The following is a 20,039-nucleotide window of genomic DNA, read 5'->3' as shown; positions in this document are numbered from 1 at the left end:
ACCCAGTGACGGAGTTCCGATGACGCGACCAGATGGCGATGTCCCCCGGCCCGAGGCAATCCGCATCGAAGGATTGCACAAATCCTTCGGCCAGCTTGAGGTGCTGAAAGGGGTCTCGCTGGCGGCGCGCGAAGGCGATGTGGTGGCGGTGATCGGCGGTTCCGGTTCCGGGAAGTCGACCATGCTGCGCTGCATCAACTTTCTGGAAACGCCAAGCGCGGGCAAGATCATCATCGGCAATGAAGCTGTGGCGATGCGTCCAGATGGCAGCCCCGCTGACCGAAAGCAGATCGAACGGCTGCGCCAGAGCCTTGGCATGGTGTTCCAGCAATTCAACCTTTGGTCTCACCGGACGATTCTTGAAAACCTGATCGAGGTTCCGGTACATGTGCTGGGTGTGCCGAAGGCCGAGGCGATTGCCCGCGCCGAACGCCTGCTGGCGCGCGTCGGGCTTTCGGCGAAGGCCGACGTCTATCCGGCTTTCCTGTCGGGCGGACAGCAGCAGCGCGCCGCAATCGCCCGCGCCCTGTGCATGGAGCCGCGTGCCATGCTGTTTGACGAACCAACTTCGGCGCTGGACCCGGAACTGGTGGGTGAGGTTCTGGCAGTGATCCGCGATCTGGCCGCCGAAGGGCGCACCATGATCCTCGTCACGCATGAGATGAAATTCGCGCGGGAGGTCGCCAGCCATGTCGTCTTCCTGCACAACGGTCTGATCGAGGAGGAAGGCCCGCCTGAACAGCTGTTCGGCGCGCCGCGTTCCGAAAGATTACAGCAATTCCTGAAAAGCGTGGCCTGAAGAGCCGCCAAATTATCCAACAGAAGGGGTAACAAGATGAAAAAACTCGCGCTGACGCTGACGGCGGTGCTGATGATGGGCGGGGCTGCCATGGCCGCGCCGGTGAAGGTAGGCATCGCCGCCGAACCCTATCCGCCGTTCGCCTCGCCCGATGCCTCGGGCAAGTGGGTCGGCTGGGAGGTCGATATGATCGGTGCAGTCTGCAAGGCGGCCGAAATGGAATGCGAGATCGTGCCGGTGGCCTGGGACGGCATCATTCCCGCGCTGACTGCCGGTCAAATCGACGCCATCATGGCCTCTATGTCGATCACCGAAGAACGGATGAAGACCATCGACTTCTCGAACAAGTATTACAACACCCCGACCGTGATCGTCGGGCCGAAGGCCGATGCGATGACCGCCGATGCCGAGGGGCTGAAAGGCAAGATCCTCGGCGTGCAGGTCTCGACCATCCACGAGGCGTATGCGCAGAAACACTTCAAGGACGCGGTGGCCGAGATCAAGGTGTACCAGACCCAGGATGAGGCCAATCAGGATCTGGTCGCGGGCCGGATCGACGCCACGCAGGCCGATAGCATTGCGCTGGACGATTTCCTGAAATCCGAGGCAGGGGCGGCCTGCTGCGAGGTCAAGGGCGCGGTGGCGGATGACCCGGATGTTCTGGGCCTTGGCGTCGGCGTCGGTCTGCGCAAGGGCGACGAAGAGCTGAAGGCCAAGTTCAACGCCGGGATCGCCAAGGTGCTGGAGGATGGCACCTATGAGGAAATCTCCAAACCCTACTTCAGCTCGTCGATCTACGGCGGCTGATGGCCGTGACGGCGCTGGTCGGGGCCGCAGGCGCGGCTTCCATGTTTGAACTTCTGCAACTTTCGCCTCCCGGTTGGGGGGCGAACCTGCTGCGTGGCTTGTGGAATTCGATCCTTATCGCCTGTGGGGCCTTCGGGCTTGGCATAGGGATCGGCACGCTGGGTGCCTTTGGCAAGCTTTACGGCGGGCCGGTGCTGCGCGACCTGCTGGCGGTCTACACGACCGTCGTGCGGGCGGTGCCGGAACTGGTGCTGATCCTCATACTTTACTATGCGGTTACCGATGCGGTGAACCAGACGCTGCTCGCCTTTGGCTATGACCGGATCCAGATTTCCGGCCTTGCTGCCGGGATTGCCGTTCTGGGCGTGGTGCAGGGCGCCTATGCGACCGAGGTGCTGCGCGGCGCCATTCAGGCGGTGCCCGCTGGACAGATCGAGGCCGCCCGCGCCATGGGCATGCCACCCGGTCTGCTGGCCCGGCGCGTGACCCTGCCCCTGATGCTTTCGAACGCGCTGCCGGGGCTGGCGAACCTGTGGCTGGTGGCCACCAAGGACACCGCGCTGCTGGCGGTTGTGGGCTTTGGCGAACTGACGCAGGAAACCCGGCAGGCAGCCGGTGCGACGAAAGCCTATTTCACCTTCTTCATGGCGGCGGGGGTGCTGTACCTGATCCTCTCCATCGGCTCGGGCTGGCTGTTCGCCCGGCTGGAACGCCGTGCCCGCCGTGGCCAGCCGGAGCTGCACGGATGAGGGCATTCTGGAAACCGCATCGCATCGTCATGGCGCTGATCGCGCTGGTGATTGTCGTCTGGTCGGTGCTGAACCTGCGCTGGGACTGGGTGCCAAATTATCTGGGCCTTGCGGCGCAGGGCATCTGGCGCACGATCTGGCTGCTGGCGGCCTCCATCGTGCTGGGTATGGCGCTGGCCATCCCGCTGGGGCTGGCGCAGGCGGTGGGGCCGCGCATCCTCGCCTGGCCTGCCCGCACCTTCTGCACGGTGATCCGGGGCACGCCGCTTCTGCTGCAACTCTGGCTGCTTTATTACGGCCTCGGGTCGCTGTTCCCGACGATCCCCTGGATCCGGCAAAGCGAGTTCTGGCCCATCCTGCGGCAGGCCTGGCCCTACGGGCTGCTGGCCCTGACGCTCAGCTTTGCAGGGTATGAGGGCGAGGTGATGCGCGGCGCCTTCAAGGGCGTGCCGAAGGGGCAGCTGGAGGCCGCGCGTGCCATGGGTATGCCGCGCCTGACCATCCTGCGCCGGATCTGGCTGCCGCAGGCGCTGCACCGCGCGCTGCCGACGCTCGGCGGCGAGACGGTGCTGCAACTGAAGGCCACACCGCTGGTTGCCACCATCACCGTGGTTGATATCTATGCCGTCGCGAGCCGGGTCCGGCAGGACACCTTCATCACCTATGAACCGCTGCTCTTGCTCGCGGTGGTCTATATGGCGATCACCGGCATCATCGTGCTGGGCTTCCGCTGGTTCGAGGGGCGCATCCCGTCGCGTGTGGCCTGAAGCAGATGGCAGACGCCCCTCTGCAACGGCTTGACCGGCGCCGTGCCGGGGGGTAGGCCCCCGCCGTCCGAAGGAGGCCGGTGATGACGGAAGAAACAGAGCGGCGCAATTTCTACGGCCGGACCCATGGCAAGACGTTGCGTGCCAGCCAGAAGCAATATCTGGCCGAGGATCTGGGCCGCATCAGCCTGTCGGGGGTGACGCGGGCCGACAATCCGGCCCGCACCCCGCTGGACCTTGCCAAACTGACCGGCGGGCGACCGCTTTGGCTGGAGGTCGGCTTTGGCGGCGGCGAGCATCTGGTGCATATGGCCGCGCGCTATCCTGGCGTGTTCATTATCGGCTGCGAGCCTTTCGTGAACGGTGTCGCCATGCTGCTGGGCAAGGTGCGGCAGGCGGGGCTGGATAATCTCGTTATCCATCCGGGGGATGTGCGCGATCTGTTCGACGTGCTGCCGGATAGTTGTGTCGAGAAATGTTTCCTCAACTACCCTGATCCATGGCCCAAGGCGCGGCACCACCGGCGGCGCTTCGTGACGCCGGGCTATCTGTCGGCGCTGGCGCGTGTGATGCAGCCGGGGGCCGAGTTCCGGGTGGCGACCGACATTCCCGATTATGTCCGTCAGACACTGGAGGAGGTGCCGCCCGCCGGGTTTGATCTGATCCGGCAGGCTGGTGAGGGCGGGGCATGGGAGGACTGGCTGTCGACCCGGTACGAGCAGAAGGCCCTGCGCGAAGGGCGCGCACCGAATTACCTGACCTTCCGCCGTCAGGGCTGAAGACGCAACGCGCGCTGCCTTAGCCGGGTTTTTGCGGGCATGTGGGCAGGCTTGGCCGGTCATCCGACCGGAGAGCCTGCATGTCGCGCCTTGCCATCACGAATTGTCATGTCCACACCTTCACCGGGCGGCATATCCCCGCCCGCTATCCGCATGTTCTGCTGATGCCGTTCAAGCGGCTGCCGTGGCTGCTGCGCGCTCTTGCCCTCGGGGCGGGCGTGCTGGGGCAGGAGCGCGCGGCGGCGGCGCTGGGGCGGCTGCATCGCTTTCAGGCCGAAGCGCAGGCAGGCGGGCAGGCGGAAATCTTTGACCGCCTCATCGCGCAATACCCGGCGGGCACGCGCTTTGTCGTCTTGCCGATGCAGATGGCCGGGCTGGGGCAGGGGCGGGTCACTGCCGATCTGCGGGCGCAGCACGACGAGCTGGCGGCACTGGCCCGTGCCTGGCCGGGGCTGATCCTCCCCGTCGCGGCTTGCGACCCGCGTCTGCCCGGCGCTGCGGCGGAGGTGCGGCGCTGCATCGAGGATCTGGGCTTTCGCGGGCTGAAGCTTTACCCCCGCATCGGCTATGCCCCCGATCATCCGGTGCTGATGCGTGAGGTTTATCCGTTGCTGAACGCGCGCGGGCTGGCGGTGGTCAGCCATTGTTCGCGCGGCGGGGTGACGGGGCGGCTGAGCCGGGCCGAGGCGGATCGCCTGTCGCATCCGATGGCTTTCACGCCCGTGCTGCGGGCCTTCCCGAAGATGCAGGTGAATCTTGCGCATTTCGGCGGGCAAAGCGATTGGGAGCGGTATATCGGCGAAGGGCTGGACCCCTATGATCCGGCAGCGCGCGACGGCAACTTCCTGATCGCCCTGCGCGGGATGATCGAAAGCGGTGATTTCCCGAACCTGTGGACCGATGTGTCCTATACGTTGTTCCAGTCGGAGGCGTTTCTGCCCTTCCTGCGGCTGTTCATGGCGCATCCTCGCCTGCGCGAACGCGTGCTGTTCGGATCGGATTTCTACATGACCCGGCAAGAGGCGTTGTCAGAGCGCGCCGTTGCAGTGCGGTTGCGCTTTGGTTTGGGCGAGACGCTGTTTCGCCAGATTGCCGAGGTCAATCCGGCACGCTGGCTGGGTGAGGGCTGAGGCCTATCTCTCCATCATGCGGGCGATGGTTTCCAGATGTTCGCGCATGGCGCTGGCGGCCTGCGGGCCGTTTCCTGCCGCGACGGCCATGACCACGGCGGCATGTTGGTCGCTGTGCAGGCCGGTGAAGGCATCAACCCCGGCGCGGCGATAAGCGGTCTCCCATCGTTGTTGCCAGCCGACACGCCGCCGTGCGCGTGACAGGAAGCGCATCACGGCAATCAGAACGGGATTGCGCGCCGCATCGGCGAGGGCGGCGTGAAAAGCCTCGTCCGCGGCTTCAGCGGCCTGCCGGTCGCGTGCGCTGCGCCCCGAGCCGACCAGCGCCGACAGCCGGGCACAGGTGGCGGGTGTTGCACGTTCGGCGGCGGCCCCGGCAATGGCGGGTTCCAGCAAAAGACGGGCGTGCATCAGCGCCTCGGGCGTAGCGGCCTCGATCAGCAGGTTTTCCCGCAGCGGGGCCGGGCCGGGGCGCGGGCCGGTGAAGGTGCCCTGGCCGACATGGCGCCAGATCCGGCCCTCGGTTTCCAGTATGGCGAGGGCCGCGCGCAGGCTCTGGCGGCTGCATCCCAGATCGGCGGCCAACTGACGTTCAGGGGGCAGGCGGCGCGGCGGGCCTTCGGCCAGATCGCGCAGCCGGGGCAGGATGTCATCGTGTCGGGCCATGATCGCTCCCCGGACCAATTTGCAGACCAATCTGGACCGGGGCACATGACGGGTCAAGGGATCGCCGGGGAGGGCGCGGGCAATGGTCGAGATACTGGTTCTGGCGGTGACGGGCTTCGTGGCCGGGGTGCTGAACTCAGTGGCAGGAGGCGGCACCTTCCTGACCTTCCCGGCGCTGGTCTGGGCCGGTCTGCCCTCGGTGGCCGCCAATGCCACGGCAACCTTTGCGGCGCTGCCCGGCTATTTGGGCGGCGCCTGGGGCTTTCGCCATGATATCCGGTCGGAAGGGGCGCTGAAGCTGTGGCAGATCATCGCGCTGTCGCTGGTGGGTTCAGTCACAGGCGCGCTGTTGCTGTTGGTTACGCCTTCGGATGTGTTTGACGGGCTGGTGCCGGTACTGCTTCTGGTGGCGACGGGGCTGTTCGCCTTTGGTCCGCGCCTGTTGGCGACGCTGCGGGCGCGCGGCATGGGGGCGACCGGGCCGGGCCTCAGCGCGGCGCTGGTCTTTGTGGTGGCGGTTTACGGCGGCTATTTCAACGGCGGTCTGGGCATCTTGCTGCTGGCGCTGTTCGGGCTGATCGGGTTCACCAATCTCAACACAATGAACGGGCTGAAAGTGCTGCTTTCGGGGCTGATGGCGGTGCTGTCCTGTGCGGCTTTTGCCATTGCCGGGCTGATCGGCTGGTATGAGGGGCTGATCATGGCTGCCGCCTGCACGCTGGGTGGCTGGATCGGCGCGGGGCTGGCGCGGCGGATGCCGGTTGCGGTGTTGCGGGCCCTGATCGTGGTGATCGGGCTGGGGATGGCGGTGGTGTTTTTCCTGCGCTGAAGCGGCGGGGCTGGACCGTCGTCCCCGCTTGCGCTAACGCGGGGGCAAGGATGAGAGGGAGCCCCAGAATGTCCGGCCATGGTGACGCGCAACCGATGACCGCCCGCAAGTCGGGCCCGCTGAGCGGGACGGCCGCCGTGCCGGGCGACAAGTCGATCAGCCATCGCGCGCTGATCTTCGGGGCCATGGCTGTGGGCGAGACGAAGATCACCGGCCTTCTGGAAGGACAGGACGTGCTGGATACCGCCAAGGCGATGCGCGCCTTCGGGGCCGAGGTGACGCAGCACGGGCCGGGCGCCTGGTCGGTGCATGGTGTGGGCGTGGGTGGATTCCGCGAGCCGGCCGATGTGATCGACTGCGGCAATTCCGGTACCGGCGTGCGGCTCATCATGGGCTGCATGGCGACCACCGACATGACCGCGACCTTCACGGGCGACGCGTCCTTGCGCAAACGCCCGATGGGCCGGGTGACCGACCCGTTGGCGCTGTTCGGCGCGCGGGCCTACGGGCGGCAGGGCGGGCGCCTGCCCATGACCATCGTGGGCGCCGCGAACCCGGTGCCGGTGCGCTATGCGCTGCCTGTCGCCAGTGCGCAGGTCAAATCGGCGGTGCTGCTGGCCGGTCTGAATGCGCCGGGCGAAACCGTGGTGATCGAGCGGGAACCGACGCGCGACCATTCCGAACGCATGCTCTTGGGTTTCGGCGCCGAGCTGCATGTGGAAAAGGGGGCGGAGGGGCATATCATCACCCTGAAGGGCCAGCCGGAGCTGCGCCCGCAGACCGTGGCGGTGCCGCGCGATCCGTCCTCTGCCGCCTTCCCGGTCTGTGCGGCGCTGATCGTCGAAGGCTCTGACATCCTCGTGCCCGGTGTCAGCCAGAACCTGACCCGCAACGGGCTTTACATCACGCTGGTCGAGATGGGGGCGGAGATCGAGTTCCAGAACCTGCGCGAGGAAGGCGGCGAGCCTGTGGCCGACCTGCGCGTCCGCTTCTCGGGCAATATGAAGGGCATCGAGGTGCCCCCCGAACGCGCGCCGAGCATGATCGACGAATACCCGATCCTGTCGGTCGTGGCGGCCTTTGCGACCGGCAAGACGGTGATGCGCGGCGTCAAGGAGTTGCGGGTGAAGGAAAGCGACCGCATCGACGCCATGGCGCGGGGCCTTGAGGCCTGCGGCGTGACCATCGAGGAAGACGAGGATACGCTGATCGTGCATGGCATGGGCGCGGGCGGTGTGCCCGGCGGCGCCACGGCGGCGACCCATCTCGACCACCGCATCGCCATGAGCTTCCTCGTCTGCGGCATGGCGGCGCAGAAGCCGGTTTCTGTGGATGACGCCTCGCCCATCGTCACCTCCTTCCCGATTTTTGAAGGGCTGATGACCGGGCTTGGCGCGACGCTGACGCGCTGATCACGCGGCGTCGCGGCGGCGGTCCAGCGCGTTTTCCGGCAATTGCCCGGCCCCGAGGAAGGTTTCGACCGTCGGGCCGGGCCGCGCGCGAAAGCGGAATGCATCGCGGAACTCGCGCAGCCAGACGCCACGCCCCATGGCGGTATACCAACGCTGTGCATGACGCAGTTCGGGGTCTTTCTGCAACCAGATCCGCGCCAGCGCGCGCGGGCGCAGTTGCACCACAGCCTCGATCAGCTTGACCCAGAGGAACACCCGCCAGGCTGGCACGCGCGGAGTTTCCAGCACCTGATGCTTGTAATCCCAAAGGCTCAGATCGGTCTGAACCACCCGCCGATGTGCGCTTTGCCCGAAGAACGATGTCCAGCGGTGCGGTGTGGCATAGACCGACATGATCTGATCGGGGTCATAGACTAGCAGATGCCGCAAAAGCCGCGCGTAATCGGCGTCGGTTTCCTCCTCGAACCCCACGGCGAAGGTGCATAGCCCGATCATGCCATGCGCGCGCAGAAGGCCTATGGCCTCACGGTCCTTTGCCCGCGTGCCGCCCTTGCGGACGGTGGCGAGCGTGGCCTCGTCCGTGCCCTCCAGCCCCAGCAGAAAGCGCAGGCAACCGGCGCGTTTGTAAAGCGGCAGCAGGTCCGCGTCGCGCACGATGTCATCGGCGCGGGTCGATCCGATGAGGGTGACCTTCACCCCGGTCGCCACCAGCGCCTCCAGAAACGCTTTCCACGCCTTGCGCGAGGAGGTCGGGTTCTCGTCCGCGAGGTTTACCAGCTCGACGCCGTGTTCGCGCACCAGCCAGGCGATCTCAGCCGCGAATTTCACCGGGTCGCGATGGCGCCATTGCGTCCAGAAACCGCGCTGGCCGCAATAGGTGCACAGATGCGGGCACCCGCGCGAGAATTGCAGGATTACCGCGCGCTTGCCGCCCCAATAGCTGTGGCGCGACAGGTCCACCAGTTCCCACCCGATGCGGGCGCTGTCGAGGTCGCGCAGCATCGGCGCAGGCGGCGTGGCATGGGGCTGGCCGTCGCGCCGGAAGGCGATGCCTGGGACTGTCGCAAGATCGGCGCCAGCCTCCAGCGCCGCGATCAGGCGGGGCGCGGTGACCTCGCCTTCTCCCCGCACCACCACGTCGATCTCGGGGCAGTCAGTCAGCACCTCCTGCCAATGATAGCTGGGATAGACCCCGCCATAGACGATATGCGCCTCGGGCAGCGCTGCGCGGATCAGGGGCGCAAGCCGCGCCACCACCGGATGCGCCGAGGTCGACCCCGCGTGCCCGATCAGCACAGCCTCGGGCGGTTTTTCCATCAGGGCGGAAAGGATTTCCGCATCCGTCATCGGGCCGGGGTCGGCATTGATCAGACGTACTGCATGGCCCGCGTCGATCAGCGGCCCGCCAATCGCCAGATGCCCCAGCGGCGGCAGTTGCTCTTTCGGCACACGCGAGCCGATGGCGCGATGCGGCGGGTTCAGAAGGGCGATTCTCATGCGGCTCCTGCACAGATACGATTACAGCCTCCCACGGGCGGCGGGGCTTGCCAAGAATTGACCTTGCGCGCCCCGAGGCATAAACCGCGCCAGAGCAAAGCGGAGAGAATGCGATGATCTTCACGGTGGCAATCGACGGGCCTGCGGCGGCAGGCAAGGGCACGATCAGCCGGGCGGTCGCGGCGCGTTTCGGCTTTGCGCATCTGGATACCGGCGCGCTTTATCGTGCCGTCGGGGTGAAGGGCGGTGATCCGGTCGCGGCAGCGAATGGCCTGACGCCGGAGGATCTTGCGCGCGACGATCTCCGCACGCTGGAGGCCGGTCTGGCCGCCAGCCGCGTTGCGGTCATCCCCGAGGTTCGCGCCGCGCTTCTGGACTTTCAGCGCCGCTTCGCGCGGCGCGAGGGCGGGGCCGTGCTGGACGGGCGCGACATCGGCACCGTGATCTGCCCCGAGGCCGAGGTGAAACTGTTCGTGACGGCCAGCGCCGAGGTGCGGGCCCATCGCCGCTGGCTGGAGGTCGGCGGAGATGCCGCACGGGTTCTGGCCGAGGTGCGCGAACGTGATGACCGCGACATGAACCGCGCAGATGCACCGCTGAAACCTGCGGCGGATGCCGTGCTGCTGGATACGTCCGGCCTTGGGCCGGAAGAGGCGATTGCGCAGGCCATCGCCCTGGTGCAGGCGCAGTTGCCGGGGTGACAGAACCGTCTTGACCGCCGGGCAGGTTTTGCCGCTAATACAGGGGCTTCTGGAGTTTCCACGCATGTCCGCACCCTACCGGCAGATTCTGTACCGCAGCCTGCCCAGCCACCCGGATTTCGACCGCAGCGACGTCGCAATCCTGCGGACGGCGTTACAGTTCAACGCGGCTTCCGGAATCACCGGCTATCTGGTTCGCACGGCCGATCAGTTCCTGCAGGCACTGCACGGGCCGCAGGCGGCGATGGAGGCCCTGCTGGCCCGGATTGCGGCGGACGAAAGGCACAGTGGATTTGACATGCTGCTGGACGAGGACGGCAGCGCGGAAAGCCCGTTCGAGGGCTGGGCACTGGGCTATGACCATTTCTTCGAGATGGAGCACGGGCTGGAACTGAAAGGCGATGGCGCGCCTCCGCCGGTTTCGGTGGCGCAGGCGCGCGATCTCATCCTCGCCCTTGCGCGTGTGGCGGCAGATACGCTGCGGTTCGGCTCCGGCTTTCCGCAGGCGCGGATGCCGGGAGAGACCGATGACGCCTACCTGTCCCGGCTGGAGCAGATGGCCTGACCGGCCTTCCGCGTGCCTTTCCCTTGCCCCGTTGGCCCAAAGCCGGTATAGCGCGCCCATCCCAAGGTGACTCGGCCCGGTTCTCCGGGCCTTTCCCGTTCGGGGCCATCAAAGACCGGCGGAGCCAACCGCATGGCCAGAAAACCATGAAAAGGACTGAACTGCATATGTGCGCCAAAGCATCCATGGATGAATTCGAAGCCCTCCTGAAGGAAAGCTTCGAGATCGATACCCCCGAAGAGGGTTCGGTCGTCAAGGGCAAGGTCATCGCCATCGAGGCGGGCCAGGCCATCATCGACGTCGGCTACAAAATGGAAGGCCGTGTCGATCTGAAAGAATTCGCAAATCCCGGCGAAGCCCCGTCGATCAATGTCGGCGATGAGGTCGAGGTCTATCTGGACCGCGTCGAGAACGCCCGTGGCGAAGCCGTCATCTCGCGTGACAAGGCCCGTCGCGAAGAAGCCTGGGACCGTCTGGAAAAAGCCTACGCCAACGAGACCCGCGTCGAAGGCGCGATCTTCGGTCGCGTCAAGGGTGGCTTCACCGTCGATCTGGGCGGTGCCGTGGCCTTCCTGCCCGGCTCGCAAGTCGATGTGCGCCCCGTGCGCGATGCCGGCCCGCTGATGGGCATCAAGCAGCCCTTCCAGATCCTGAAAATGGACCGTCGCCGCGGCAACATCGTTGTCTCGCGCCGCGCCATCTTGGAAGAATCGCGTGCCGAACAGCGCGCCGAAGTCATCGCGAACCTCAGCGAAGGTCAGACCGTCGAGGGTGTTGTCAAGAACATCACCGAATACGGTGCCTTCGTGGATCTGGGCGGCGTTGACGGCCTGCTGCACGTCACCGACATGGCATGGCGCCGTGTGAACCACCCGTCGGAAATCCTGTCGATCGGCGAGACCGTCAAGGTTCAGGTCATCAAGATCAACAAGGAAACCCACCGCATAAGCCTCGGCATGAAGCAGCTTCAGTCCGACCCGTGGGATGCCGTGGAACGTGCCTATCCGATCGGTTCGGTCCACAAGGGCCGCGTGACCAACATCACCGATTACGGCGCCTTCGTGGAGCTGGAAGCCGGCGTCGAAGGTCTGGTTCACGTCTCGGAAATGTCCTGGACCAAGAAGAACGTGCACCCCGGCAAGATCGTCTCGACCTCGCAAGAGGTGGACGTCATGGTTCTGGAAATCGACAGCGCCAAGCGCCGCGTGTCGCTCGGCCTCAAGCAGACCCAGCGCAATCCGTGGGAAGTCTTTGCTGAAACCCATCCGGTCGGCACCGCCATCGAGGGTGAAGTCAAGAACATCACCGAATTCGGTCTGTTCATCGGCTTGGAAAACGACATCGACGGCATGGTTCACCTGTCCGACCTGTCGTGGGACCAGCGCGGCGAGGACGCCATCCAGAACTATCGCAAGGGCGATGTGGTGAAAGCCGCCGTCACCGAGGTGGACATCGAGAAAGAACGTATCTCGCTGTCGATCAAGGCGCTGGGCGACGACACCTTCACCGAAGCGGTTGACGGCGTGAAGCGTGGCTCGGTCATCACCGTCGCGGTCACCGCGATCGAGGAAGGCGGCATCGAGGTTGATTACAACGGCATGAAATCCTTCATCCGCCGTTCGGATCTGGCCCGCGACCGTCAGGACCAGCGCCCCGAGCGTTTCCAGGTTGGCGACAAAGTCGATGCCCGCGTGACCAACGTGGATTCGAAAACCCGCCGTCTGGGCCTGTCGATCAAGGCCCGCGAAATCGCGGAAGAGAAGGAAGCCGTGGAACAATACGGCTCGTCTGATTCGGGGGCGTCGCTGGGTGACATCCTCGGCGCGGCCCTCAAGGGCGCCGACCGCGGCTGATTTCGCGGCCCATGAATCGCGTGAAGGCCCCGCCAACCGGCGGGGCCTTTGCCTTTGATGGCGGGTTTTTGCCATGCTGCACTGCCAACCTACGGCGATTGCACGGCTTTTCGTTTGTCCCCCCGGATTTCTTGCTTATAGTCCATAGCACAACAAAAACGGGCTGCTGCCACAACGCCCCGGGGGGGACATCGCCGATGATCCGGTCGGAACTGATCCAGAAAATCGCGGACGCCAATCCGCATCTGACGCAACGCCATGTCGAGCGAATCGTAAACACTGTATTCGACGAGATCATCGAGGCGCTTGCGCGCGGTGACCGGGTCGAGTTGCGTGGCTTCGGCGCGTTTTCGGTCAAGGCGCGGGATGCCCGCACCGGCCGCAATCCCCGCACCGGCGAGGCGGTCGAGGTGGAAGACAAGAAGGTGCCCTTCTTCAAGACGGGCAAACTGCTGCGCGACCGGCTGAACGGCAAGGCCTGACGGCGCGCGCAAGGAAAGGGGGCGCTTGCGCCGATGCTGCGGTATCTGAGGTATCTCGTTCTTCTGGTCATCGGGCTTGTCCTGCTGACCATTGCTTTCGCCAATCGCACCCTGGTCACGCTCAGCGTGCTGCCCGGCGATGTGGCGCAGGTTGTCGGCTGGAACTCGCAGGTCGAGGTGCCGCTGTTCGTTGCCATCTTCGGCGGCGTGGCGGTGGGCTTGCTGATCGGCTTCGTCTGGGAATGGTTGCGCGAACACCGGCACCGTCGTGTCGCCTCCACCAAGACGGCCGAGGCGCAGCGGCTGGAACGGGAACTGGCCGCGATGCGTGATGCCAAGGGTCAGCCGCAGGACGATGTGATGGCGCTGCTGGAAAAGAAAGCCTGACATGGCCGACATCCGGGTAAAGATCTGCGGTCTGCGGACCGTAGCTGATGTCACCGCCGTCGCTGCCGCTGGTGCTGCCTATGCGGGCTTTGTGTTCTTCCCCAAAAGCCCGCGGCATCTTGATCTGGCCACCGCGCGCGATCTGGCGCTTGCGGCGCCGCCGGGGCTGGCCAAGGTGGCGCTGACGGTGAATGCCGATGATGCGGCGCTGGACGCGATCATCGAGGCGGTGCCGCTGGACATGCTGCAACTTCATGGTGCCGAAAGCCCGGACCGTGTGGCCGAGGTGCGCGCGCGCTATGGTCTGCCGGTGATGAAGGCGGTGGGCGTGGCGGATGAAGGCGATCTGGCCGCGATTTTCGATTATTCCGCGACGGCCGATCAGTTGCTGATCGACGCCAAGCCGCCGAAGAATACGGCGCTGCCGGGCGGCAACGGCCTTAGTTTCGACTGGCGGCTGGTTGCGCAGCGCCGCTGGCTCCGACCCTGGATGCTGGCGGGCGGCCTCACGCCCGAAAACGTGGCCGAGGCGATCCGCCTGACCAATGCGCGGCAGGTCGATGTGTCTTCCGGCGTCGAAAGCGCACCGGGGGTGAAGGATCACGCCCGCATCGCGGCTTTCGCAAAGGCGGCGCAATGATCCGATTCCGTACCGCTACCCGTGCCGATGTGCCCGCCATTGTCGCGCTGCTGACCGACGATCCGCTGGGCCGCGCCCGCGAAAGCAGCGATCTTGCGCCTTATCTGACCGGGTTCGATGCCATCGCCGCCAATCCGATGCATGAGATCATCGTGGGCGAGGTCGAGGGCCGCATTGTCGCCACCTGCCAGCTCACCATCCTGCACGGCCTTTCGCGGCAGGGCATGACCCGCGCTCTGGTCGAATCCGTCCGCACCGCGCCCGATTTGCGCAGCAAGGGGATCGGCGCCGCCCTGATGGCAGAGGCCGAGAGCCGCGCCCATGCCGCCGGTGCACGGATCATCCAGTTGACCACCGACAAAAGCCGCACCCGCGCCCATGCCTTCTATGACCGGCTGGGCTATGAAGCCAGTCACCTGGGCTACAAGAAGTCGCTCGACTGACCGGCGCCCTTTATCCTGGCCAAAATATCCTCGGGGGTGAATGCCCGCAGGGCAGAGGGGGCGGAAAGCCCCCTTTCCCCGCTGGCGCAAACTCGCTACATCGAAGGCGTAATCGCAGGGGGAAGCCATGGCCGAGGACGGGATCAACAGCTTCATGACGGGGCCGGACGAACAGGGCCGTTTCGGCCTTTTCGGTGGGCGTTTCGTGTCGGAAACGCTGATGCCGCTCATCCTGGAACTGGAAGAGCGCTACAACCACGCCAAGACGGATGCGACCTTCTGGGCCGAGATGGATGACCTGTGGAAACACTATGTCGGCCGCCCTTCGCCGCTGTATTTCGCGCCCCGCCTGACCGAGCATCTGGGCGGCGCGAAAATCTATCTCAAGCGCGACGAGTTGAACCATACCGGCGCGCATAAGATCAACAATGTGCTGGGCCAGATCATCCTTGCCCGCCGCATGGGCAAGACCCGCATCATCGCCGAAACCGGCGCGGGCCAGCATGGCGTGGCAACGGCTACGGTCTGCGCCAAGTTCGGGCTGAAATGCGTGGTCTATATGGGCGCGCATGATGTCGAACGCCAGGCGCCCAACGTCTTCCGCATGCGCCTGCTGGGCGCCGAGGTCATCCCGGTTACTTCGGGCCGGGGTACGCTGAAAGACGCGATGAATGATGCGCTGCGCGACTGGGTGACCAATGTGCGCGATACTTTTTACTGCATCGGCACGGTGGCGGGGCCGCACCCTTATCCGGCCATGGTGCGCGACTTCCAGTCGATCATCGGCAAAGAAGTGCGCTGGCAGCTGGCGGAACAGGAAGGCGAAGGCCGCCTGCCCGATACGATCATCGCCGCCATCGGGGGCGGGTCCAATGCCATGGGTCTGTTCTTCCCCTTCCTCGATGATCCTTCGGTCCGCATCATCGGGGTCGAGGCGGGCGGCAAGGGCGTGGATGACCGGATGCAGCATTGCGCCAGTCTGACCGGCGGACGCCCCGGCGTGCTGCATGGCAACCGCACCTATCTGCTGCAAGATCCGGATGGGCAGATTCTGGAAGGCTTCTCGATCAGCGCGGGCCTTGATTACCCCGGAATCGGGCCGGAACACGCCTGGCTGCACGATACCGGCCGCGCCGAATATGTTTCCATCACCGATGCCGAGGCGCTGGAAGCGTTCCAGCTGTGCTGCAAGCTGGAGGGAATCATTCCGGCGCTCGAACCCAGCCATGCCCTTGGCCATGTGATCAAGCTGGCGCCGACGCTGCCCCGCGACCATATCATCGTGATGAACATGTGTGGCCGTGGCGACAAGGACATCTTCACTGTCGCCAAACATCTGGGCTTCGACATGAAGATCTAGGGAATTGCCGCCTAAACCCCGGTTTAGTGCGGCAGTTTCAACTCTGTGGGACGGGCGCTAAACATCCGGCGAATGGTGCGCCCCTCGTCTCCGTGGCCTCATGACACAACCGCAGCCGATCCGGCGCGGTGTTGAGGTAACGATGGAGCGACAAGAATGAAATCGGGAATGACGGGCAGGTTGTTGGCGGGGGCGGCGGCCGCAGTTCTGGTGTCCGGCGTGGCATGGGCCGCGCCCGTACTGCCGGTGCTGCAACTGGCCAAGGGTGGTGCTGCTTCGGAGGCACGGATCTGGCTGGCTTCGGCCGAGGACGGTGCGCCAGGCGACAAGATGTGGCGCGGCGATGACAAGGGCGAACCTGCCTCTGACGAGACGGCAGATGACGCCGAGGATGGCCCGGTCTGGGCGGGCGGCAACCCGGATTTCTGCGAGGCCTGCGGCGGTGTTGTCGAGGACGAGGGTGAAACCCCCGAGCCGGTCGATGTCGAGCTGGGTGACCCTCTGGATGACAGCGTCACGGTGGATGACGACACCATGTGGGCGGGCGGTGATCCTGATTTCTGCGAGGCTTGTGGCGGCGTGGTGGTGGATGATGCAGAGGTCATGTCCATGACCGCCGGCGTCCAGCAGCAGCGCGGCGGCAGGTCGCAGATGGCGGGCCGTGCGCCGGGCGGCGAGCGCCCGACGGATCGTTGCGGACTTGCGGGCGTCGCCTATCGCTGCGGCGACCGCTGAGCCGCGATTGACGCCGGGCGCGGGGCCTGCCACCCTGCGACCTGGCGCGATGGGCAAGGGTCGGGACGCGGAGCGCCCCGACCGCTTTCTTTGTCGTGAATGCTGGAGCATGAAATGCGACCGAATGTTCTGCCGATCCTGGTTGCGGCCCTGCTGGCCGCAACGCCCGTCGCGGCGCAGATAGACCCCGCCGATGCCGTTCAGGGCCAGATCGTTTCGCAGCTGGAAGAACAGGGCTATGGCCGGATCGTGGTCAGCCGCACCTTTCTGGGCCGGGTGCGGGTGACGGCAGAGCGTGGGGACCGTAAGCGCGAGATCGTCGTCAACCCGATCACCGGCGAAATTCTGCGCGACCTGCTGCGCACCGATCATCGGTATGCCGGGGACGAGCGGGCCAACGCGCCCGGCAACACCACCGTGCGCGACGTGACTGACAAGACGCCAAATATTTCCGAGGGGGTCGATGTCGGCATCTCAAATGATGGCCAGACTGACGGCGGCGCCGTCGGTGATGTGGGAACGGGCACCGAATGAAGGGACCGGGACGCAACGGCCTGCACCGGTTTCTGACGCGCCGCCCGATCGGGCTTGCGGTTTTGCTGCTGTTCCAGATCCTCTGCGCGGCAGTTTTTATCACCGATATCCTGTCTTCGGTGATCGGCTTCAACGCCGGTCCGCTCAGCTGGCAATTCCGCGAACTGCTGGAACTGGGCGCGGCGCTGGGTCTGGTGACCGGCATCGCACTGGGGGCATGGGCACTGCGGCTCGCCATGGCCGAGCGTAATGTGGCCGAGGAACGGTTGCGCCGTGCTTCGGGGGCCTTCGCCGAAATTCTTGAGGAACGGTTTGGTGAATGGGGGCTGACGCCGGCAGAACGCGATGTGGCGCTGTTCGCCATCAAGGGCCTGTCCACCGCCCAGATCGCAGGCTTGCGCGAAACGTCAGAGGGTACGGTGAAGGCGCAGACCAATGCGATCTATCGCAAGGCAGGGGTCAGCGGGCGGCCGCAGTTGCTGAGCCTCTTCATTGATGAGCTGATGCGCGACGACGATCCGCTGCGCCTTGGTGCGCCCGGCAACCCTGCGGCCAAACCGCGCGAGCCGGGGGTGCGGTCGCGCGATCAGTCGGCGGCGTAAAGCCGCAGCACCTCCAGCGGTACGATATCCAGCGTGCGCCGGTGGGTGGCGCGCAACCGGAGCTGCGGTGCCGCGCCTTCCTCATGGGCCTGAAGAAAGCGCGCGGCACAGAGACACCAGTTGTCGCCGGGTTTCAGTCCGGCAAAGCCGAACTCCGGGCGCGGCGTGCTCAGGTCATTGCCCAGATATTTGGACAGGGCCAGAAATTCTGCCGTCATCACCGCGCAGACGGTGTGGCGCCCGCGATCTGCCGGGCCGGTATCGCAGCAGCCATTCCGCCAGAAGCCGGTCAGCGGCTGTGTCGAGCAGCTTTCCAGCGCCTCGCCCAACACGTTGATACTGTCCTCGCGCTCATCCATCCGCTGCCTCCAGTGCCCGCACCAGAGCGCGGAACATCGCTACATTCTGGTCCTCGACGCCTGCCGCCGTAAAGCCCCGGTCAGCGGCATTGGAGGCAATGGTAACGCCTGCGCGCCGGTTCACATAGATGAACTGGCCATAAATGCCCTGCGCCATGAACTCACCCGGTTCGGCCTGCGGCGGAATCCACCACTGATAGCCGTAGCCCATGCCGTCTGCGGGTGTGTCGGCCTGGGGGCGGGTCGAGGCATCCACCCAATCCTGTGGCACGATCTGCTGCCCGTCGATCCGGCCCTCGCGGCGGAACAGCTCGCCCATGCGTGCATAGTCGCGGGTGATCAGATTCAGTCCGCCCAGCACGAAGGGCTGACCATAACCATCGGTCAGATAATAGGGCTCCACTTCCAGCCCGAGCGGTTTGACGATCCGTTCCGACATCAGATCCACGATCCCGCGTCCGGTGGCGCCACGGATCACCATGCCCAGAATATGCGTGTCGATGGACACATAGTGCCATGCTCCACCGGGCGGCCCGCTCCGGGTCTTGATCCCGGCGGCAAAGCTGTCCATCGAACCACCAAGCGCCAGAACCCGGCCCATCTTGTTGATGTCGCTCCAGAAATCCAGATAATCCTCGTTGAAGGCCACGCCCGAGGTCATATTGGCGACCTGCCGCACCGTCACGCCTTCATAGGCAGAGCCGCGGAGCGCAGGGGCATACTGATCCACAGGCGCGTCAAGGTCGATGGCGCCCTCTGTCACCACCGTACCAAGAAGCGCGGAGAGAAAGCTTTTGGCGACCGACCAGCTGATCCGACGGTCCATTGCGCCGGTAACAAGGTAATAGCCCTCATGACGCAGCGCGCCGTCCTTCAGGATCACCAGGGCGGTGACATGGCGGTCGGTGATCCAGTCTTCGGTTTCAGGCGGCAGATCGAAGGCCGGACCGGGAGGCAGGGGCAGGGCGGGGCGGTCCCCCTTGGGCAGCGGGGTTGACAGGAAGGCCGCGTCCATATGGCTGAAATTGCCGGTAATGCGATCCGCGTCAAACAGGGTCAGGACCGACTGGAGCCGGATAATCTCTTCCCGCTTCCACACGGCAAGCGCGGCCACGATCAGGGTCACGACCCCCAGAATCTTCAGAAATCGGCGCATTGGTTCCTCCCTGTTGCGCCGATCATAGTTCAGCGAAAACGATCTGCCAGTTTTTGCAGCGGGTTACGGGTATCTTCTGTCGGTGCCGTAGCGTCAGGCGCAGGCTTTGGCCCCGCCTTCTCGCGCCCGGTCGAGGGGCGGGGCGGTGACGTGCGTTGCGCCACGGCATTCTGGAAGCGCGGCCCGTCCCCGGCGGCGAGCGCCGGGGCGCCGTCAGAGATACCGCGCAGCAGATCATCCAGCCAGTCCTGATCGGCCCTGGCGAAATCATGCAGTACATAGCTTGCCACCGCATCCTTGTGGCCGGGGTGGCCGATGCCGAGCCGGACGCGGTGATAAGCCTCGCCGATATGCGCGTGGATGGATCGCAACCCGTTGTGGCCTGCATGCCCGCCGCCGGTCTTCAGCCGCAGCTTGCCGGGGGCAAGGTCCAGCTCGTCGTGAAAAACGGTCACGTCACCCGGGGACAGCTTGTAAAAGCGCAGCGCCTCGCCGACCGATTGACCTGAAAGGTTCATGAAGGTTTCGGGCTTCAGCAGCACCACCTTTTCCGATCCGAAGCGGCCTTCGGACACCAGCCCCTGAAACCCCTTGCGCCAGGGACCAAAGCCATGATCCCCCGCGATACGGTCCAGCGCCATGAAGCCGATGTTGTGACGGTTGCCCGCATATTTCGCGCCCGGATTACCCAGACCCACCCAAAGCTGCATCGCACCCTCCGCCTCTTGACCCCGGACGTTCTAACCCCGATCCTGTGCCCCACGCCAGACAGCCGCGGTGGATTTGC

The 20,039-nt window shown here is 65.3% G+C and carries 24 protein-coding genes; 19 read left to right on the top strand and 5 right to left on the bottom strand.

Translation table 11 applies throughout. From position 1 onward, the window contains the following. The first annotated feature begins 19 nt into the window (after positions 1-19). The 6 genes from C8N34_RS11390 (at position 20) to C8N34_RS11365 (ending at position 5,031) form a co-directional block, all read left to right on the top strand. Positions 20-799 (top strand): ABC transporter ATP-binding protein, encoded by a 780-nt coding sequence (locus C8N34_RS11390; RefSeq protein ID WP_108128950.1) that lies wholly within the window; start codon positions 20-22, stop codon positions 797-799. Positions 800-835: 36 nt separating this feature from the next. After that, positions 836-1,606 (top strand): transporter substrate-binding domain-containing protein, encoded by a 771-nt coding sequence (locus C8N34_RS11385; protein ID WP_082400850.1) that lies wholly within the window; start codon positions 836-838, stop codon positions 1,604-1,606. A gap of 41 nt (positions 1,607-1,647) precedes the next feature. Beyond that, a complete protein-coding gene (locus C8N34_RS11380; protein ID WP_199750662.1) occupies positions 1,648-2,355 on the top strand; it encodes an ABC transporter permease in 708 nt (235 codons plus the stop codon). Next, positions 2,352-3,122 (top strand): ABC transporter permease, encoded by a 771-nt coding sequence (locus tag C8N34_RS11375; RefSeq protein ID WP_054302426.1) that lies wholly within the window; start codon positions 2,352-2,354, stop codon positions 3,120-3,122. The genes C8N34_RS11380 and C8N34_RS11375 overlap by 4 nt, the downstream gene beginning before the upstream one ends. Before the next feature lie 83 nt (positions 3,123-3,205). Beyond that, positions 3,206-3,901 carry a tRNA (guanine(46)-N(7))-methyltransferase TrmB gene (trmB, locus tag C8N34_RS11370; protein ID WP_108128949.1) on the top strand — a complete coding sequence of 232 codons (696 nt, stop codon included), beginning with the start codon at positions 3,206-3,208 and terminating at the stop codon, positions 3,899-3,901. A gap of 80 nt (positions 3,902-3,981) precedes the next feature. After that, positions 3,982-5,031, top strand: a complete 1,050-nt coding sequence (locus C8N34_RS11365) for an amidohydrolase family protein (RefSeq protein WP_108128948.1) — start codon at positions 3,982-3,984, stop codon at positions 5,029-5,031. 3 nt (positions 5,032-5,034) lie between these two features. Here C8N34_RS11365 and C8N34_RS11360 read toward each other — a convergent pair whose 3' ends face one another. Next, positions 5,035-5,697, bottom strand: coding sequence for a FadR/GntR family transcriptional regulator (locus C8N34_RS11360; RefSeq protein ID WP_108128947.1), 663 nt, complete (start codon positions 5,695-5,697; stop codon positions 5,035-5,037). 82 nt (positions 5,698-5,779) lie between these two features. On the opposite strand from C8N34_RS11360, the gene C8N34_RS11355 reads away from it, so the two are divergent. Together C8N34_RS11355 and aroA are read left to right on the top strand one after the other, a co-directional pair. Next, a complete protein-coding gene (locus C8N34_RS11355) occupies positions 5,780-6,526 on the top strand; it encodes a sulfite exporter TauE/SafE family protein (RefSeq protein WP_108128946.1) in 747 nt (248 codons plus the stop codon). Between the two features lie 68 nt (positions 6,527-6,594). Then, positions 6,595-7,938, top strand: coding sequence for a 3-phosphoshikimate 1-carboxyvinyltransferase (gene aroA, locus C8N34_RS11350; RefSeq protein ID WP_108128945.1), 1,344 nt, complete (start codon positions 6,595-6,597; stop codon positions 7,936-7,938). Here the strand turns inward: aroA and bchE are convergent, their stop codons facing one another. Next, positions 7,939-9,435, bottom strand: a complete 1,497-nt coding sequence (gene bchE, locus C8N34_RS11345) for a magnesium-protoporphyrin IX monomethyl ester anaerobic oxidative cyclase (protein WP_108128944.1) — start codon at positions 9,433-9,435, stop codon at positions 7,939-7,941. It abuts the gene before it with no gap. Positions 9,436-9,548: 113 nt separating this feature from the next. On the opposite strand from bchE, the gene C8N34_RS11340 reads away from it, so the two are divergent. The 11 genes from C8N34_RS11340 (at position 9,549) to C8N34_RS11290 (ending at position 17,737) form a co-directional block, all read left to right on the top strand. After that, entirely contained in the window at positions 9,549-10,136 is a 588-nt protein-coding gene (locus C8N34_RS11340; protein ID WP_108128943.1) for a (d)CMP kinase, read from the top strand. Between the two features lie 64 nt (positions 10,137-10,200). Then, the gene (locus tag C8N34_RS11335) at positions 10,201-10,701 is read left to right on the top strand and encodes a BLUF domain-containing protein (RefSeq protein ID WP_158640678.1); all 501 of its coding nucleotides are present in this window, start codon (positions 10,201-10,203) and stop codon (positions 10,699-10,701) included. 167 nt (positions 10,702-10,868) lie between these two features. Then, positions 10,869-12,554 carry a 30S ribosomal protein S1 gene (rpsA, locus tag C8N34_RS11330; RefSeq protein WP_054302417.1) on the top strand — a complete coding sequence of 562 codons (1,686 nt, stop codon included), beginning with the start codon at positions 10,869-10,871 and terminating at the stop codon, positions 12,552-12,554. A 197-nt stretch (positions 12,555-12,751) separates the two neighbouring features. Then, on the top strand, positions 12,752-13,036 hold the full coding sequence (gene ihfB, locus C8N34_RS11325) for an integration host factor subunit beta (RefSeq protein WP_054302416.1): 285 nt from the start codon (positions 12,752-12,754) through the stop codon (positions 13,034-13,036). Between the two features lie 33 nt (positions 13,037-13,069). Continuing rightward, positions 13,070-13,423, top strand: a complete 354-nt coding sequence (locus C8N34_RS11320) for a LapA family protein (RefSeq protein WP_229825401.1) — start codon at positions 13,070-13,072, stop codon at positions 13,421-13,423. A 1-nt stretch (position 13,424) separates the two neighbouring features. After that, positions 13,425-14,063, top strand: coding sequence for a phosphoribosylanthranilate isomerase (locus C8N34_RS11315; protein ID WP_054302415.1), 639 nt, complete (start codon positions 13,425-13,427; stop codon positions 14,061-14,063). After that, positions 14,060-14,506, top strand: coding sequence for a GNAT family N-acetyltransferase (locus C8N34_RS11310; protein WP_054302414.1), 447 nt, complete (start codon positions 14,060-14,062; stop codon positions 14,504-14,506). Before C8N34_RS11315 ends, C8N34_RS11310 begins: the two co-directional genes overlap by 4 nt. 127 nt (positions 14,507-14,633) lie before the next feature. Further along, positions 14,634-15,866 (top strand): tryptophan synthase subunit beta, encoded by a 1,233-nt coding sequence (gene trpB, locus C8N34_RS11305; protein WP_054302413.1) that lies wholly within the window; start codon positions 14,634-14,636, stop codon positions 15,864-15,866. A gap of 168 nt (positions 15,867-16,034) precedes the next feature. Beyond that, positions 16,035-16,601: a hypothetical protein gene (locus C8N34_RS11300; protein WP_108128941.1), complete on the top strand. Its 567-nt coding sequence runs from the start codon at positions 16,035-16,037 to the stop codon at positions 16,599-16,601. Positions 16,602-16,715: 114 nt separating this feature from the next. Further along, positions 16,716-17,135 carry a hypothetical protein gene (locus C8N34_RS11295; RefSeq protein ID WP_145693586.1) on the top strand — a complete coding sequence of 140 codons (420 nt, stop codon included), beginning with the start codon at positions 16,716-16,718 and terminating at the stop codon, positions 17,133-17,135. Next, complete coding sequence (locus C8N34_RS11290; protein ID WP_108128939.1) at positions 17,132-17,737, top strand: helix-turn-helix transcriptional regulator; 606 nt, start codon at positions 17,132-17,134, stop codon at positions 17,735-17,737. Before C8N34_RS11295 ends, C8N34_RS11290 begins: the two co-directional genes overlap by 4 nt. Here the strand turns inward: C8N34_RS11290 and C8N34_RS11285 are convergent. From C8N34_RS11285 to pth, 3 genes are read right to left on the bottom strand one after another with little or no spacing between them, the layout of a single operon-like run. Continuing rightward, a complete protein-coding gene (locus tag C8N34_RS11285; RefSeq protein ID WP_054302409.1) occupies positions 17,722-18,096 on the bottom strand; it encodes a DUF2237 family protein in 375 nt (124 codons plus the stop codon). The genes C8N34_RS11290 and C8N34_RS11285 overlap by 16 nt on opposite strands. Beyond that, positions 18,089-19,252, bottom strand: a complete 1,164-nt coding sequence (locus tag C8N34_RS11280; protein WP_108128938.1) for a serine hydrolase domain-containing protein — start codon at positions 19,250-19,252, stop codon at positions 18,089-18,091. The genes C8N34_RS11285 and C8N34_RS11280 overlap by 8 nt, the downstream gene beginning before the upstream one ends. Before the next feature lie 29 nt (positions 19,253-19,281). Further along, positions 19,282-19,962, bottom strand: a complete 681-nt coding sequence (pth, locus tag C8N34_RS11275) for an aminoacyl-tRNA hydrolase (protein ID WP_054302407.1) — start codon at positions 19,960-19,962, stop codon at positions 19,282-19,284. Positions 19,963-20,039: the final 77 nt, after the last annotated feature.

Source organism: Gemmobacter caeni, assembly GCF_003054195.1.
GTDB classification, from domain to species: Bacteria; Pseudomonadota; Alphaproteobacteria; order Rhodobacterales; family Rhodobacteraceae; genus Gemmobacter; species Gemmobacter caeni.
The sequence above is the reverse complement of the archived record's forward strand: the minus strand, read 5'-3'. Positions and strand labels throughout refer to the sequence as shown.